Origin of the sequence: Xanthocytophaga agilis, assembly GCF_030068605.1 — a bacterium.
GTDB lineage: Bacteria > Bacteroidota > Bacteroidia > Cytophagales > 172606-1 > Xanthocytophaga > Xanthocytophaga agilis.
The window spans coordinates 886,298-903,088 of record NZ_JASJOU010000001.1 but is presented as its reverse complement, the minus strand read 5'-3'; the positions used below and the strand labels follow the sequence as shown (position 1 = coordinate 903,088).

The window sequence follows — 16,791 nt, the reverse complement described above, 5'->3', positions numbered from 1 at the left end:
AAAAAAGACGCAACAGAATCAAAACAAGACTTTTTGTCATTTAATTTCTTTCCAAATAGCTAAAAACAATTGATTTTTCCTGTTGGTACATAAGTTGAATAATTCCTAGCGTACCTGATTACAAAAGGGTACATAAAACGAAAAAACATTCAACTAAATAACTTAAAACTAGTAAAACTATGGCACTCGTTAGATTCAACCAACCATCCAGTGTGTTTCCTTACAGAAACCTTTTAAACGAATTATTGAATGATTTCAATACTTCTGTAGGACAAGATTATCGCTCCAACATTCCAGCTGTGAACGTCCATGAAAGTGAAACAGAATATACATTGGAAGTGGCAGCACCTGGACAAAATAAAGAAAACTTCAACATTAATCTGGATGGTCGTGTATTGACAATTTCTTCAGAACAAAAAGAAGAGAAGAAAGAAGAAAACGGAAAATGGACACGTAAAGAATTCAACTATTCTTCTTTCAAAAGATCTTTCACTTTACCAGAAAATGTGAACGCAGAAAATATCGAAGCGAAATATGAAAATGGTGTTCTGGTAGTAGTTGTACCGAAAGCTGAAGAAGTAAAACCTAAATCTATTGCAGTTAAATAAGCAAACTGTTTTTCCAATCAAAACCTTATGAAGTTTGCCTTCATAAGGTTTTTCTATGTTAAGACACAGATAGTTTAAATACCATTAATTACCACTTGTCACAATTACACTCATTTCAGGCAACACATAGCATAGTTTTTTAGTTAATTTTAGTAATAATTGCAATTGAAACCCATTCACAAAACCTTAGTTCTAAATAATTGTTAAGCTTAGTTAAATTGTGTTAAAAAACACTGACAACACAATCCGACACGCATGAAATTTGTTATTATAGCAGCAAAAAACATTATTTAACAAAACTCAAATAGTCTAAAAATCCCGAAGTATGAAAAAGTTGTTGAGTGCAGAATATGCAAAAATCTTTGTTGCTGCCATACTTGGCAGCATGTTAACATTGGGCGGTTTTGCCTGCTTTAATCGTGGAGAAAACAAACCTGTATTTATTGAGAAAGCAGCTGATTTCTATCATAATGCATCTGTTGTTTCTGGCAATGAAAATCCACAGGGAGACTTTTCGGCAGCAGCAGAAGCGGTTGTTCCTGCGGTTGTAAACATCCGTTCTACTGTTGGTAGTCAGGTAGCTTCTCGTGGAGAGAGAGAAGATCAGGAAGGTATGGATCCATTTGAACAATTCTTTGGCCGCCGTTTTCGTGATTTCGAAATGCGTCCACAAGGACCTCAAAAAGCATCTGGTTCTGGCGTAATTATCAGTTCAGACGGTTACATTGTAACAAACAACCACGTAGTTGAAAATGCAGATGAACTGGAGGTTTTCCTGAGTGACAAACGTTCCTTCAAAGCGAAAGTAATTGGTACAGATCCTAATACAGATCTTGCTCTTATCAAAATCGCTGCAAATAACCTTCCTAAATTAGCCTTTGCCAACTCTGACAATGTTAAGATCGGTTCATGGGCAATGGCAGTTGGATTCCCATTGCAACTGGAATCTACTGTAACAGCAGGTATTGTGAGTGCGAAAGGTCGTAGCATTGGTATCTTACAAGGAGATGCAGCAAACCGTGTTCCTGTAGAATCTTTTATTCAGACAGACGCAGCCATTAACCCTGGTAACAGTGGTGGAGCTCTGGTTAATTTGAACGGAGACCTTATTGGTATCAACACAGCTATTGCTTCTCCTACAGGTAGCTATGCTGGTTATGGATTTGCAATCCCAGCTAATCTGGTAAGTAAAGTAGTAGAGGATATTCTGAAATATGGCTCTGTACAACAAGCTTACCTGGGAGTAGTACTGGGTCAGGTAGACAAAGAGGCTATTGAGAAAAATGGTCTGAAAGTCCAATCTGGTGTGTTCTTGGATAGCTTGATTGCAGGTGGCTCTGCAGCTTCATCTGGTCTGAAAGAAAACGATGTAATTCTTAAAATTGATGAGAGTTCAATCGGAACCATTGCTGACATTAAAGAAAAGATTGCTCGTCATCGTCCAGGAGATGTTATCAATGTTTTGGTTAACCGCAAAGGTAGTGAAACCGCTGTAAAGGTTACATTGAAAGGTCTGTCCAACAATGCAGCTATCGTGAAAAGAGAGCGTAGCGAAGCTGTGGAATCTCTGGGAGTTGAATTTGCCAATTTATCAGCAGAGGATAAGAAGAAGGCAGGAGTTGAATTTGGTGTAAAAGTTGCTTCTATTTATACTGGTAAACTTCGTGAAGCAGGTGTTCGCCCAGGTTTTATTATTATGAAAGTTAATAATCAACCTGTTAAAAATGTAGATGAACTATTGAAAGCGATTAACCAGTCAGATGATATGGTCAATCTAATGGGAAAATATCCTAATAGTTCACAGAAGCTTATTTATGGATTTGAAAAATAATCCGAATTTTATTTGTAATTTTAAAGCCTCTGTTGTGTCCAACAGAGGCTTTGTTTTTAGAATCATACATCTATGAAAAATTTTTCCAAAAGACAAATAAAGCTGCTACTCATATTGGGCCCTTCATTTGTATTCCTGTTTATCTATTTTCTGGTCAGTGTTCTTTTTGTCAACACGACTGACCGTCATATGCTTACGACAAACCGAGAATTAAAACAGTATAAGCCTGGAATGTATCATCGCTTTATTAACGTATTACATGAGAAAATGTTATTTGTAGAAGATAAAAAACCGAAGCATCCTAAACATCATATTTCTCATTCAACAGAAAGCGATTCAAGCAAAATAAACGTATCAAAAAACGTAGCTCATTAATAGATCTATATTATTCAACAGCAGCGAGTTCCTCCTTTTTTGCTTTAGTCAGAGCTTTTACAACCAGGTTATAGGAATGGTCAATCCATTCCTGCAATAATTGGTCTTTCACTGATCCGTCAGCTATAATTGTATTCCAGTGCTTTTTATTCATATGATATCCGGGTAATACACAACTATGTTGTTCCCGTAATTCTATTGCCTTTTCAGGATCACATTTGATATTAAAAGATAAAGGTTGGCTATCAAATCCAGTTAAAGCAAATACCTTATCCATTACTTTAAACACCAGAGTACCTTCACCAAAAGGTAAAGATTCGGTCACTCCTTTTTTAGAAAGACAATACTCACGGAAAAACTCAAGATTCATAACCTGAAAATTACAGAAGAAGGACAGCCAAGACCAAAGATCTATCTGTTACAGAAACTTTTTAACAATCATAAAGATTAAGCCCAACAAAAACATGACCATAGAAATCTTATTAATACCATGCATCATGCGAAGATTAAAGTTTGGGCGATTATTTGGATCTTTCTTACGAAACCAATAAGACACCACAGGGCTTAGATCCAGCAAATGTTTTAAACGACTCATATCACAAAATGATTTGGAAGGAGAAATGAATATGTACTAATTGGGAAACCTGATCCCACACTAAATGGTTCAGAAAATCAATGTCCTAATGAACACAAAAAGTGGCCAATATGCAATAATTATCTTTAATATACGCATAGACTTCTATCCATGTAGTATCTCCTGAGGCACAGATTTAAACTCAAAATCTGTTGTGGATGCCAGTTTGTAAAAACGTTTGAGTAAAAGCAAAGCAGAGGTAGTTAATCCCAGAAAAAGGCCATACCAAACTCCTTGAATATCCAGTTTCCAGACAAAAGCAAAGACGTATGCCATAGGTAACCCAACAATCCAGTAGGCAACTAACGTAATATAGGTTGGAATATTTACATCCGAAATTCCACGTAATATACCTAATCCTGTTACCTGAAGTCCATCAGAAAGCTGAAAGAATCCAGCAATGATAACCAGTGAGGCAGTGACTGTCATCAATGCCACGTCATCCGTATACAATGAAGTTAAGGGGCGAGCCAGTACCAAAAATGTCAGACAGGCTGTACCCATAAATAAAATAACAAGAAATACAGTAATAGCTCCAGCACGGATAATTTTATGCCGGTCCCGAAGTCCAACAGCCTGCCCTACTCTGATTGCACCCGCAGATGATAATCCAGCTGCTACCATATAAGTAACTGATGCCATATTGAGAGCAATACTATGTGCAGCCTGTTGTAATGTCCCTAACCAACCCGCAAAAAAAGTAGCAGATGAAAAAGCAGCTATTTCGAAAAATAACTGTAAGCCACCCGGTAATCCTAAACGTATCAGTTTGACCAGTAAGGGCATCAACGAATTTTCTGACTGTACCGAGATAAAAGGTTTAAAAATTTCATCTTTTACAATATATATCCCAAGTCCAATAGCCATAACGGTCCTGGAGATTATGGTTGTAATCCCAGCACCATTCAAACCCATTGCTGGTACTCCCAGTTTACCATTAATAAACACCCAGTTCAGAAAAATATCCAGTACTGTTCCCAATAAGGTAATAATCATAGTGACCCGTGTAAAGGAAAGTCCATCTGTAAACTGACGCAAAGCAGCATATATCATCAAAGGAATCGCAGAAAAAGCCACATAGAAGCTATAATCTGTAGCTAATGCCTGTACATCTGTTTTTTGATTGAACAAACCAAAATGTTGTGATACAAGAAGGAAAAGTCCAGCAACGATAATACCCCAGAAGAAACCCAAATACAATCCGGATAATAAAATACGTCTGCATTCAGCCTGATTGCCCTGAGCTTTTGCAGTAGCTGTCTGGGGACCTACTACCATTAATGAACCTATACCAATAATTGAAATAAGCCAGAACACGGAGTTAGCAAACCCTGAAGCAGCGACCGGAGAAGCTCCCAATCGTCCAACCTGAATGGTGTCCCCTACTCCCATTAACACATTCCCCAATTGTCCTATAATAATGGGTACTCCTAAATAGATAGTTTCTTTAAGTTCTTTACGGTAAATAGTCAAATTCATAGTTTGTAGTTTTATTCTAAAACAAAAAAACCTCCAATCAGGAGGTTTTTGCTCTTTGATTATTGGCATCTCGCAATAATCGGTTGGCAAAAATAAATTCCTGCAATTCTGGTGACGTAGTATCTGTAATAGTCTGACTGTTTCCCTGCCAGAGTTTTCGACCCCGATGTATATACAAAATATACTCCCCAATGGTCATTACTGAATTCATATCATGTGTTACCACAATGGTCGTTATCTTGTACTCATCCGTTATCTCACCTATCAGTTCATCAATTTTAATGGCAGTCAAAGGATCCAACCCGGAATTGGGTTCGTCACAAAATAAATATTTTGGATTTAAGACAATGGCTCGTGCAATACCTACACGTTTCTGCATACCTCCACTAATTTCCGAAGGCATGCGTTTATTTACATTTTCCAGTCCTACCCGCTTCAGACAAAAATTGACCCGCTCCAGCTTTTCTTCCCTGGACATTGAGGTAAGCATATCCAGTGGAAACATCACATTGCCTTCCACATCTTTTGAGTCAAACAAAGCATTTCCCTGAAATAACATACCTATCTCTCTTCGAATTTCCCGTTTAGTATCATCATCACCACTGATAAAATCCCGACCATCATATAACACTTTCCCTTTATCTGGCTGAATAAGTCCCACAATACATTTCAGTAATACAGATTTTCCATGACCACTTTGCCCGATAATCAGACTCGTATTACTATCATCAAACCGGGCATTAATACCATCTAGTACAACTTTATCCCCAAATGTCTTGGATACATCAACAACTTCAATCATTTATCTTTAAAGTATAGTTTTGAATAACCTCATAAAAATATTTTCTCAAATCTACTCACAATAGTAATTGAGCAAGCAGATAATCTGCCAACAGAACAGCAATACAGCTATTAGTCACAGCCTTAGTACTGGACTGTCCAACTTCCAATGCACCACCTCTGGTATAATATCCCTGAAAAGCAGAAATAGAAGAAATTAGAAAGGCAAATACAAACGATTTAATTAGAGAAAAACGCACATTACCTGGATTGAAATCAGATCGGATCCCATAAATATAGTCTGACTTAGTTACTAATCCTGATAAAGTACTGGATAGATACCCTCCATAGATGGAAAGAAAAGAAGCCAGAATTACCAACATTGGGAATGTAATCAGCGCAGCAATAATTTTTGGTAAAACCAGATAACTGGCCGAATTAATTCCCATTACCTCTAAAGCATCAATCTGCTCGGTAATACGCATGGTACCTAAACCACCTGCAATATTAGATCCTACTTTTCCACATAATACAATACATATAACGGTTGAAGCCAACTCCAGAATAGTAGTATCCCGAACAAGCACCCCCACAATAGTAAGGGGAATTAATGGACTTACCAGATTGTATACCGTTTGCAGTGCGGTTACAGCCCCAATAAAAGTAGAGACTATGACTACAATAAAAATAGAATCAATTCCAATCAACATACATTCATCCAAGATCCGGGATACATATACACCGAATTTTTCACGGTTCCTGAACATGGAAGCAATAAACAAACAATACTTACCAAACTGTGAGAGAAGATACATAGCTACCGATTTCTTGAAATAATAATGAATGATTGAGACGTAAAATTGAAAAAAAACTCTAATGGCAATAGCTTGGAATATAAATTATTTACATGCACTTTACTTTCCAACAACTAAAGTACAATTTTTACCCTTTATTTTGTTCCTAGCCTCGCTTTATAAAATACCATGGCAAAGGAATAAAGAGAAAATAAGAAAACCAAAGCATAACTGTTCCACTAGAGCAACGGATTATGCATTTTTATATTCTATCTTTGGGGTATTGATCTCAAAATATGCTTTTTCTTACTTTATGAATAGGTTATTAATTGTAACAGGGGGCACAAAAGGTATCGGGAAAGCCATTATCTGGAAATTCGCAGCAAATGGTTTTGATATAATTACCTGTGCACGTACAAAAAAAGATTTGCTATCCTTACAAGAAGAATTTGAATCTGCTTTTACACAAAATAAATTATTCTGGCAATGTGCAGATTTGTCAAAAAAGGAACAAGTTTTACAATTTGCAGAATTTATTAACTGGCTAAACCGCCCTATAGATGTGCTGGTTAATAATAGCGGCTTTTTTGTACCGGGTCAGGTTTACAATGAACCAGAAGGAGCTCTGGAATCTCAGATAGATGCCAATCTCTACTCTGCTTATTACCTGAGCAGGGCCTTACTTTCTTCCATGATCAAACGACAGGATGGACATATTTTCACCATGTGTTCTATCGCCAGTATCATTGCTTATCCCAATGGAGGTTCCTATAGCATTAGTAAGTTTGCACTGTATGGCATGACTAAAGTATTACGTGAAGAGCTTAAAGACAAAGGGATACGGGTTACAGCAATACTACCAGGAGCTACTCTTACAGCCAGTTGGGAAGGAACTTCACTCCCAGCAGATCGATTTATGAAATCCGAAGATGTTGCAGAAGCAATATATAGTACTCATTGCCTGTCTAAAAACACGGTTGTGGAAGACATAGTACTTCGTCCTCAACTGGGAGATATTAATTAAGTTCTGAACATTTTGAACGATAAACTCGTTTTACAGAAAGTATCTGCACCTACACAAAACCTCTGTATTTTTGTGTAACTATTTTCAATAATCTATGACATCACAGCAAAATTCTATTATACTCAATCCTTCGTATTGCGAATCACTGACAGAATATAAACGTCGCAAAACTATTACTGTCAATATTGGAGATGTGCCAATGGGTAGCGATTATCCTATTCGTGTACAATCCATGACTACTATTGATACAATGGATACAATGGGTTCTGTTGAACAAACGATACGGATGATTGAATCCGGCTGTGAATATGTCCGGATTACTGCACCCAGCATTAAAGAAGCAGAAAATCTGGGTAACATACGACGTGAACTCCGGTTGCGCGGATACACAGTGCCTTTGGTTGCAGATATTCACTTTACACCCAATGCTGCGGAATTAGCCGCCCGGCTGGTAGAAAAAGTACGCATCAATCCAGGAAATTATGCAGATAAGAAAAGGTTTGAAACTATTGAGTATACAGATGTTACCTATCAGGCAGAACTGGAACGTATACGAGAGAAGTTTATTCCACTGGTGAAGATCTGTAAAGAATATGGAACAGCTATGCGGATTGGCACCAATCATGGATCATTATCTGACAGAATTTTGAGCAGATATGGAGATACACCTCTGGGTATGGTGGAATCAGCACTGGAGTTCTTACGTATCTGTGAAGATATGAATTACTATAATATCGTCATATCCATGAAAGCTTCCAATACGCAGGTTATGGTTCAAGCCTATCGATTGCTGGTACAGAAACTGGCACAAGAAGGACTTAAGCCATATCCATTGCACTTGGGTGTAACAGAAGCCGGTGAAGCTGAAGATGGACGTATTAAGTCTGCAGTGGGCATTGGTACCTTACTGGAAGATGGTTTGGGAGATACAGTTCGTGTTTCTCTTACGGAAGCTCCTGAATTGGAAGCCCCGGTAGCCCAGGCCCTTATTGACAGATATACACATAGAGCTGAAACTGCAAAACCGATCAAACCGATTACAATTGATCCTACAGAACCTCTTATCAACCCTTATCAATATTTCCGCAGGCATTCACACGAAGTAGTAAACTTTGGTGGACAAAATGTACCACGTGTCATCGCAGACTTTTCTCAGGTTTCAGATGTTCAGATGGATAATTTGAAATCAATTGGACACTTTTATCTTCCATTGCTCGATAAATGGAAAATGAATGATCTGGGAGCTGACTATATATATGCAGGCAGACAACCCATTCCATTTATGATTGCCAATGGTTCCCGTCAGATTTTAGATGCAACCACCTGGCAGACTATAGAAGATAAACAAAATACTTATCCTCTTTTTAATGGATTGGACTATCTTCAAGCTACAGAAAAACATCCGGAGCTTAACTTTGTGACGATGACGTACAAGGAGTGGCAGCCTGAGTTTATTCAATTGCTAAAAACAGATACAACTGTAGTTTTGTGGATTAAGACGGAGAATGCCCATGCAATGGCGGCCTTACGTCGACTCTTTTTCTTTTTACTGGAAGAAAAGATAACCTGTCCTGTAATAATTCGAAGAGACTATCAGGAAAATGAAGAAAACACGTTGTTGTATGCCTCTACAGATGCAGGTGGATTGTTGATTGATGGTTTAGGAGATGGTATTTTGCTGGGCACGGAGAAAACCCATCTGACTTCTAAGGAAGATCTCTTAAAGAAGCTTTCGTTTCTCAATCAGACTGCCTTCGGTATTTTACAGGCGGCTCGTACTCGAATGAGTAAAACAGAATATATTTCCTGTCCAAGTTGTGGCCGTACATTGTTTGACTTACAGGATGTAACTGCTATGATCCGAAAAAGAACGGATCATCTGAAAGGCATAAAAATTGGCATTATGGGTTGTATTGTCAATGGACCAGGGGAAATGGCTGATGCAGATTATGGATATGTGGGATCAGGAGTTGGAAAAATCACCTTATATAGAGGCCAAAACGTGGTGAAGAAGAATGTTCCGTCTGATAAAGCGTTGGATGAACTAATTGAACTTATACGTGAAGATGGACGATGGAACGAAGTAGAAACTATTGAAGCTTAGTATTTCTCAAAGCAATTTCTATTCGATTACTATTTAGTTTGTTGCCAAAAATAAATTATCACTTAACTCATGCAAACCGCTTTAACCTTTCTCAATCAGCTTAAAGATAACAATACACGTGAATGGTTTCAGGAACATAAATACGAATATGAACAAAGTCGTTCAGTATTTATTCAATTGGTGAAAGAAATCCTGGCAGCTATGGCACCTTTTGAACCTGAATTATCAGAACTAGACGCCAAAAGCTGTGTATTCCGAATCTATAGGGATGTTCGGTTCTCAAAAGACAAAAGTCCATATAAAACTCACTATGGTGCCTGGATTGCCAATGCTAATAAAAGTCTGGTTTGGCCAGGGTATTATATACATATTCAACCGGGTGAGTCTTTTCTGGCAGGAGGACTCTGGATGCCACCAGCCGAACAATTAAAAAAAATCCGTCAGGAAATAGACTACAATGGGCATAAGCTTCATGAGATTGTGAATAATACAACCTTTCAAAATTTCTTCAAAGACTTCTCTGAAGAGGAAAAATTAAAAACAGCACCCAAAGGATATCCCTCTGACCATCCTGATATTGAATGGCTTAAACTAAAAAGTTTTACTGTTTCATGTAGGATTAAGGATGCAGAACTCAGTAAAAAAACATTCAAGGATACTTGTATTGAGGTATTTCAGGCAATCAAACCTTTAAATGATTTTCTAAAAACCTCCATTGAATAATTAATTTCCCCGATTTTTACCAATAAGGATTCTAGCTGGTTGTTTGCTCAGACTAAATTACAGAAATGTAATTTTTTCCTGAAAACTATATCTACAAATGTGTAACAAAATGAAGAACCGACACGTTTTTATTTTGTAACTTTAAAAAGTCATATACCACGTTACATACACGTCTTATAAACCATCCTTTTCTTTGTAGATTAACTAGCTATTATCCAAATTGAATCCTTATTTATCACTCATTCGCACAGCATGGAGCTATGCGCGTCAGGAACGGAAACGTTTTCTCGTTATTTATGCGTTGTTTATCTTATCTAACCTGCTCAACGCCCTGAATCCAATCTTTTTTGGTTGGTTTGTGAATAAAATCCAACATGACAAAACACGTGTTTTAGAGTATGCAGGCTTTTATGCCGCAGTGTATATGGGGATAAAGCTCCTTCAATGGTCGCTTCATGGCCCTGCGCGTGTTATGGAACGGCAACTGGCGTTTAGCTTAAGCCGGAACTTTCTACAGGAAATGTATCATCAGGTACTTCATTTGCCTATCAAATGGCATCAGGATCACCATAGTGGATCAACTATCAATCGTATCCGTAAAGCATACGAAGCACTTAAAAACTTCTTTGATGGTGGATTTCAATACCTGAATGCACTTTCTAAATTCGTATTTTCCTTTGCTGCGATGCTTTATTTTTCACCCATATTTGGAGGAATTGGCGTAGCACTGGGAATTATTACGGTATGGATTATCTTCAAATTTGATAAGCCGTTCATTAAAACACTGGAAGAGGTGAATGAGAAAGAACATGTGGTCTCTTCTACTTTATTTGACAGTTTATCTAACATTATCACAGTCATCACCTTACGACTGGAAAAAAGTATGGAGGCTGGGCTAATGAGCAAAGTAAAAGATCTTCTTCCTCCCCTGCGTCGCAATGTAATTATAAATGAGTGGAAATGGTTTTCGGCAGATACACTTGTTGCTGTCACATATGCAATTATTACAGTTGGATATGTCTATCAAAACTGGACTCCGGGCGAAGTATTCTACGTAGGTGGTCTTGTAACCCTTCTTGGGTATGTAAATCAATTCACCAGTGTTTTTCATGATGTTGCTTACCAGTACACTCAAGTAATTCAATACAATACTGACGTTCAAACAGCAAAAGACATCAGTTTGACTTATTTAAACCAGCACCGTCCGGAAGCCCAGGTTGCAATGCCTGATTATTGGCACACAATAGACATTTCTAATCTGAATTTTACACATCAGGAGAATGTAATTCAAAAAGGGCAAAAACCACCACAAAAACTACAGAATATTAATCTGACGATACGACGTGGTCAACGTATAGCATTCATTGGGGAAAGTGGAAGTGGTAAAAGTACGTTGCTCAAAGTATTGCGTGGGCTGTATGAGCCGGAGCCAGGCTTTGAAGTTACAATTAATGGAGATCATCAAAATGAATGGGGAACATTGACCAATACAATGACCTTATTCCCTCAGGAGCCTGAAATCTTTGAAAATACCATTGAATATAATATCACTCTGGGATTGCCATTCACCAAGGAAGAAGTATGGCAGGTTTGCGAAGGAGCACACTTTGCTTCTGTCGCTAAAAACCTTCCGAATGGCCTAGAGTCAATGATTCAGGAGAAAGGCGTCAATATTTCAGGTGGACAAAAACAAAGACTGGCACTAGCCCGAGGTATTCTGGCAGCACAAAGCAGCCATATTGTACTACTGGACGAACCGACAAGTAGCATTGATCCAAGAACAGAAGTGAAGATTTATGAAAACCTTTTCAAAGAATTTTCAGATAAAGCAGTGATATCATCACTGCATCGTCTGCACTTACTGCGCTACTTTGACTATATCTATGTTCTTCAAAACGGATCCATTGTAGATGAAGGATCCTTTGACAAACTGTATACAAGTAGTCACGTATTTCAGGAAATGTGGCGTCATCAGGAAAGCCATGTAGCTACAGCAATGGCATAGTTTCCTTAATTTGTTCTGGATTATATTCAGACAATTTATAAAAGGTCGTTTTCAATATGTATTATTGCAGCATGCTACTTATAGAAAATATTTATACTATTCTCTATAAGTAGCATGTTAGCTTATATATCACGATCTTATCCTATATGAACCTACGTTCTATAAAGAACCTTTCTCCAATTATTCTCTCCTATTACAGTATCATTTTCATAGGTTGCTTTCTGGCCATATTTCAATTCCTCTATAATAGAAGTCTCTGGTATGATGAAGCAATGCTTGCAGTAAATATTGTTTCAAAAGACTTTAATCAACTGTTAAAACCTCTTGATAAAGATCAGGTAGCACCCATAGGTTTTCTGTTCGTTGAAAAAATAAATACCCTCATCTTTGGCAATAATGAATACGCATTAAGGCTTTTTCCACTTCTCTGCTTTCTGGCATCTATCCCATTTTATTATCTTTTCACTTATAAGCTGACAAACGATCAGAAGATTGCTTTAGCTGCAACCACATTTTTTAGTATCTCTTTTTTTCTTATCAAATATTCAGATGAGGTAAAACAGTATTCTACAGATGTCTTCTTTTGTGTTTTGATCTATCACACTACTCTTCACTTCCAGTCAGACAAAGCAAAATCTTTTATAGTATATACTCTAACAGGTTGTATAGCAGTCTGGTTTTCGAACGTATCTGTTATCATTTTATTTACCTGTGGATTATATATTATGCATCAGGAGATTTATAAGAAGCGACAGTTTCGTAGTATGATTCCTATTGTGTTCTGGACAGCCTCTTTTGCAACATATTACCTATTGTTTATACATAATCACCCAACTCAAAAGTTGATGGTTACATTCTGGAAAGATGCCTTTCTTCCTCTGAATCCCTTTTCTAAAAACTTTTATATTTTCTTATTCAATACTGTAAAAGGAATCTATAGTGAGCTTATCTCCTATTTTCCTTTATGGCCTATACCATGTATACTTTCAACTACAGGAATTTGGTTTCTTTTAAAAAAGAAAAACTGCATTATTCTGTATCTGCTTCTTTTTCCATTATTTACTCACCTCTTATTGTCAGGTTTGAAGTTATATCCATTCTTCAACAGATTGGTTTTATATTTAGTCCCACTTCTAATCCTGTTATATATACTGAGTTTGTGTGAGGTCTTTGAATGGATTAATGCATCCTACAAAAAATTACCCGAATGGCTGCTGCTGGTACCTATTGTGATCATTCTGGGGCCTCTGGCTGTGAAATTTCCTTTTACAAAAGAAGAAATCAATAAAACTTTGGATTATGTGAAAGCCCATAGTAAAACAAATGATCATATTTATGTGTATACTGGAGCAATTCCAGGATTGGAGTTTTATCAGAAAACCAGAAGGGATACATTAACAAATCCTCTTATCTATGGAACAAACCATAGAGATCAGAATGCAGCATATGATGCCGAATTAACAAAGCTAAAAGGAAAGGTATGGCTTATATTTTCTCACATCTATGAGTATGCCGGCCCAACTCATACAGAAGAGACGTATATGATAGACTTTTTGCTAAAACACAAAGCAATCATAGTGGATAAGAAAGAATTTCCGGGTACTTCCTGTTATTATATGGAGATCTATTGAGTTTATGGCACAATGTACCTCAAACTTTTACCTGATTTGTCAAAGGAAGCTTTTGCTCATACTCATGAATACTCTGCAAAGTTGTTTCTGCAATATTATGCATAGCATTTTGGGTAAAAAAAGCCTGATGCCCCGTAATAAGCACATTAGGAAATGTCAATAGTCTCATAAACACATCGTCTTTGATTACTTTTTCTGACAAGTCTTCAAAAAACAAATCTGCCTCTTCTTCATATACATCAAGACCCATATAACCAATATGTTCATTTTTTAAACCCCGGATAGCTGCTTTTGCATCAATCAATGCTCCACGCCCTGTATTGATAATCATGACTCCTTTCTTCATCTGACTGATTGTCTCTTTATTGATGATATGATGTGTTTGTGGAGTTAAGGGACAATGCAGAGAAATAATATCTGAAGTATGCAAAAGCTCTTGCAGAGAAACATACTCCACTCCTATTTGTTTAGCTTCTTTATCTTCTGCGATGTCATACCCTAATACTCTACATCCAAATCCTTTGAGTATCTTTGCGGTAATCAATCCAATTTTCCCGAGTCCTATCATACCTACAGTTTTTCCATGTAGATCAAAACCCATTAGACCATCTAAGGAAAAATTGCCTTCTTTCACTCTGTTGTACGCCCTATGTGTTTTGCGATTGAGTGTAAGTATGAGGGCAACAGTATGTTCAGCAACCGAATAAGGTGAGTAAGCTGGCACACGTACTACCTGTATTCCTTCTTCTCTACATGCAGACAAATCCACATTATTATACCCTGCACATCTCAAAGCAATTAATCGTATACCATTTTGTCCAAGAACTTTAATTACCTTGGCATCCGCTTTGTCATTTACAAAAATGCAAACAACATCTGCTCCTTTTGCCAAATTAGCTGTATGAACGTTTAATGGAATATCCAGATAGTTCAAGCTATAATGTCGGGAACGATTGGCATCCTCAAAAAATGATTTCTCATAAGGTTTCGCACTAAAAAAAGCAACTTTCATGGATGTATTGTATTAAATAGTATGAAAAAAAATAATTAGAAGCCCTAGACCATCAATAAAAACTGATAATCAACCCATTGCAAATTATAAAAACTTTCCTTTATCCCCGCCTCTTCTTTTCTGACAGAAATCATTTCTGGTCCTAATCTTTCTCATTATCACTAATTAATTTACAATATATCCTCGTTAAAACACAAATAATATTTTTATATTACCCTCCTTATATACCTAACACTCGTATTTCATTTACTCAGTTTTCCATATAAACTAAGCAACATTACACTTAAACCCTGTTATCAAAATATGTATATTCTTGCTATAGACCAGGGCACAACCAGTTCACGTGCCATTGCTTTTGACCAAGCTGGAAACATAGTTCACATTGCACAAAAAGAATTCAAACAATACTTTCCTCAACCAGGTTGGGTCGAACATGACGCCAATGAAATCTGGACTTCAGTTGGTTCTGTTATAGGTGAGTTACTTTCCAAATTAACAGCCAAAAAGATAGCAGCCATTGGCATTACCAATCAGCGGGAAACCACTCTACTCTGGGATAAGAATACAGGAGAGCCAATATATCATGCTATTGTATGGCAATCCAGGCAGACTGTTAGTATTTGTGAGGAGTGGAAACAAAAAGGCTATTCAGATGCTGTACGTCAAAGGACAGGATTACTAATAGATGCCTACTTTTCGGCCAGTAAAATCCGGTGGATTCTTACCAATGTACCTGGAGCAAAAGCCAAGGCAGAAAATGGAGAACTTTTGTTTGGAACAATTGATACTTGGCTGGTCTGGAAAATGACACGTGGAAAAGCCCATGTTACAGACTATACAAACGCTTCCCGCACAATGCTGTATAATATACATACTCTCCAATGGGATAAAGAGTTATTGAGTTTATTTGGAATTCCTGAATCTATATTACCTGAAGTCCGATCTTGCTCAGAGGTATATGGCTACACAACGGCTGCTTTTGGAGGAGAAGAAGTTCCGATAGCAGGTATTGCGGGAGATCAGCAGGCAGCGTTATTCGGGCAAGCCTGTTTTGAAGCAGGGATGGCTAAAAATACATACGGAACAGGATGTTTTATGCTAATGAATACAGGAGCAAAGGCAGTTTCTTCTCAAAATGGCCTGCTCACAACCATTGCATGGGGAATTGGAGGAAAAACAGAGTATGCATTGGAAGGAAGTATTTTTGTGGCTGGCTCAGCTATTCAATGGTTGAGAGATGGTTTGCGAATATTGCAGAAGTCTTCCGATAGTGAAAAACAAGCGTATTCACTTGCCAGCAATGATGGTGTTTATGTTGTTCCTGCCTTTGTTGGCTTAGGTACACCCTATTGGGATAGTGATACCCGGGGTGCTATTTTCGGATTGACCCGAGGCACACAACGTGAACATCTGGTACGGGCAACACTGGAAGCAATAGCCTATCAAACCAAAGATGTACTCAATGCAATGCAACAAGACTCAGGTATAGAATTAAAGAACCTACGTGTAGATGGAGGAGCTGTAGCCAATAACTTTCTTATGCAATTTCAGAGTGACCTGCTAGGTGTTCCGGTTGTTCGTCCGGTTGTTAATGAAACTACTGCTCTTGGAGCCGCTTATCTGGCAGGTTTAGCAACAGGTTACTGGAAAGATCGCAATGAAATAGCCCAACGTTGGCAGGCTCAGAACACCTTCACACCTCAAATGCCAATTGCAGAAACAACTAAGCTCTATAAAGGCTGGCAAAAAGCAGTAGAAGCAGCCCGTCTGTTTAAGTAGGAAACATAAGAG

The 16,791-nt window shown here is 37.7% G+C and carries 15 protein-coding genes; 9 read left to right on the top strand and 6 right to left on the bottom strand.

Annotated elements, in window-relative coordinates; translation table 11 throughout:
* Positions 1-179 precede the first annotated feature (179 nt).
* From QNI22_RS03760 to QNI22_RS03750, 3 genes are all read left to right on the top strand, one after another.
* Positions 180-608 (top strand): Hsp20/alpha crystallin family protein, encoded by a 429-nt coding sequence (locus QNI22_RS03760; protein ID WP_314509297.1) that lies wholly within the window; start codon positions 180-182, stop codon positions 606-608.
* A 325-nt stretch (positions 609-933) separates the two neighbouring features.
* Positions 934-2,439 (top strand): Do family serine endopeptidase, encoded by a 1,506-nt coding sequence (locus tag QNI22_RS03755; protein WP_314509295.1) that lies wholly within the window; start codon positions 934-936, stop codon positions 2,437-2,439.
* Positions 2,440-2,511: 72 nt separating this feature from the next.
* Positions 2,512-2,814 (top strand): hypothetical protein, encoded by a 303-nt coding sequence (locus tag QNI22_RS03750; RefSeq protein ID WP_314509293.1) that lies wholly within the window; start codon positions 2,512-2,514, stop codon positions 2,812-2,814.
* Positions 2,815-2,824: 10 nt separating this feature from the next.
* On the opposite strand, the gene QNI22_RS03745 is transcribed toward QNI22_RS03750, so the two are convergent.
* The 5 genes from QNI22_RS03745 to QNI22_RS03725 form a co-directional block, all read right to left on the bottom strand.
* Positions 2,825-3,184, bottom strand: a complete 360-nt coding sequence (locus QNI22_RS03745; RefSeq protein ID WP_314509290.1) for an MmcQ/YjbR family DNA-binding protein — start codon at positions 3,182-3,184, stop codon at positions 2,825-2,827.
* A 48-nt stretch (positions 3,185-3,232) separates the two neighbouring features.
* The gene (locus tag QNI22_RS03740) at positions 3,233-3,409 is read right to left on the bottom strand and encodes a DUF6728 family protein (protein ID WP_314509288.1); all 177 of its coding nucleotides are present in this window, start codon (positions 3,407-3,409) and stop codon (positions 3,233-3,235) included.
* A 144-nt stretch (positions 3,410-3,553) separates the two neighbouring features.
* Complete coding sequence (locus QNI22_RS03735; protein ID WP_314509285.1) at positions 3,554-4,927, bottom strand: MATE family efflux transporter; 1,374 nt, start codon at positions 4,925-4,927, stop codon at positions 3,554-3,556.
* Between the two features lie 37 nt (positions 4,928-4,964).
* Positions 4,965-5,729, bottom strand: coding sequence for an ABC transporter ATP-binding protein (locus tag QNI22_RS03730; RefSeq protein WP_314509283.1), 765 nt, complete (start codon positions 5,727-5,729; stop codon positions 4,965-4,967).
* Positions 5,730-5,784: 55 nt separating this feature from the next.
* Entirely contained in the window at positions 5,785-6,522 is a 738-nt protein-coding gene (locus QNI22_RS03725; RefSeq protein ID WP_314509281.1) for an MlaE family ABC transporter permease, read from the bottom strand.
* Between the two features lie 292 nt (positions 6,523-6,814).
* Here QNI22_RS03725 and QNI22_RS03720 point away from each other — a divergent pair, with 292 nt between their 5' ends.
* The 5 genes from QNI22_RS03720 (at position 6,815) to QNI22_RS03700 (ending at position 13,988) form a co-directional block, all read left to right on the top strand.
* A complete protein-coding gene (locus QNI22_RS03720; protein ID WP_314509278.1) occupies positions 6,815-7,525 on the top strand; it encodes an SDR family NAD(P)-dependent oxidoreductase in 711 nt (236 codons plus the stop codon).
* 94 nt (positions 7,526-7,619) lie between these two features.
* Positions 7,620-9,629 (top strand): (E)-4-hydroxy-3-methylbut-2-enyl-diphosphate synthase, encoded by a 2,010-nt coding sequence (ispG, locus tag QNI22_RS03715; RefSeq protein ID WP_314509276.1) that lies wholly within the window; start codon positions 7,620-7,622, stop codon positions 9,627-9,629.
* A 69-nt stretch (positions 9,630-9,698) separates the two neighbouring features.
* Positions 9,699-10,352, top strand: coding sequence for a DUF2461 domain-containing protein (locus QNI22_RS03710; RefSeq protein WP_314509274.1), 654 nt, complete (start codon positions 9,699-9,701; stop codon positions 10,350-10,352).
* Positions 10,353-10,572: 220 nt separating this feature from the next.
* Entirely contained in the window at positions 10,573-12,357 is a 1,785-nt protein-coding gene (locus QNI22_RS03705; protein ID WP_314509272.1) for an ABC transporter ATP-binding protein, read from the top strand.
* A gap of 146 nt (positions 12,358-12,503) precedes the next feature.
* Complete coding sequence (locus tag QNI22_RS03700; protein ID WP_314509271.1) at positions 12,504-13,988, top strand: glycosyltransferase family 39 protein; 1,485 nt, start codon at positions 12,504-12,506, stop codon at positions 13,986-13,988.
* Positions 13,989-14,007: 19 nt separating this feature from the next.
* Here QNI22_RS03700 and QNI22_RS03695 read toward each other — a convergent pair whose 3' ends face one another.
* Positions 14,008-15,000 carry a 2-hydroxyacid dehydrogenase gene (locus QNI22_RS03695; RefSeq protein ID WP_314509270.1) on the bottom strand — a complete coding sequence of 331 codons (993 nt, stop codon included), beginning with the start codon at positions 14,998-15,000 and terminating at the stop codon, positions 14,008-14,010.
* A gap of 303 nt (positions 15,001-15,303) precedes the next feature.
* Here QNI22_RS03695 and glpK point away from each other — a divergent pair, with 303 nt between their 5' ends.
* Complete coding sequence (gene glpK, locus QNI22_RS03690) at positions 15,304-16,779, top strand: glycerol kinase GlpK (RefSeq protein WP_314509269.1); 1,476 nt, start codon at positions 15,304-15,306, stop codon at positions 16,777-16,779.
* The last annotated feature ends 12 nt before the right edge of the window (positions 16,780-16,791 follow it).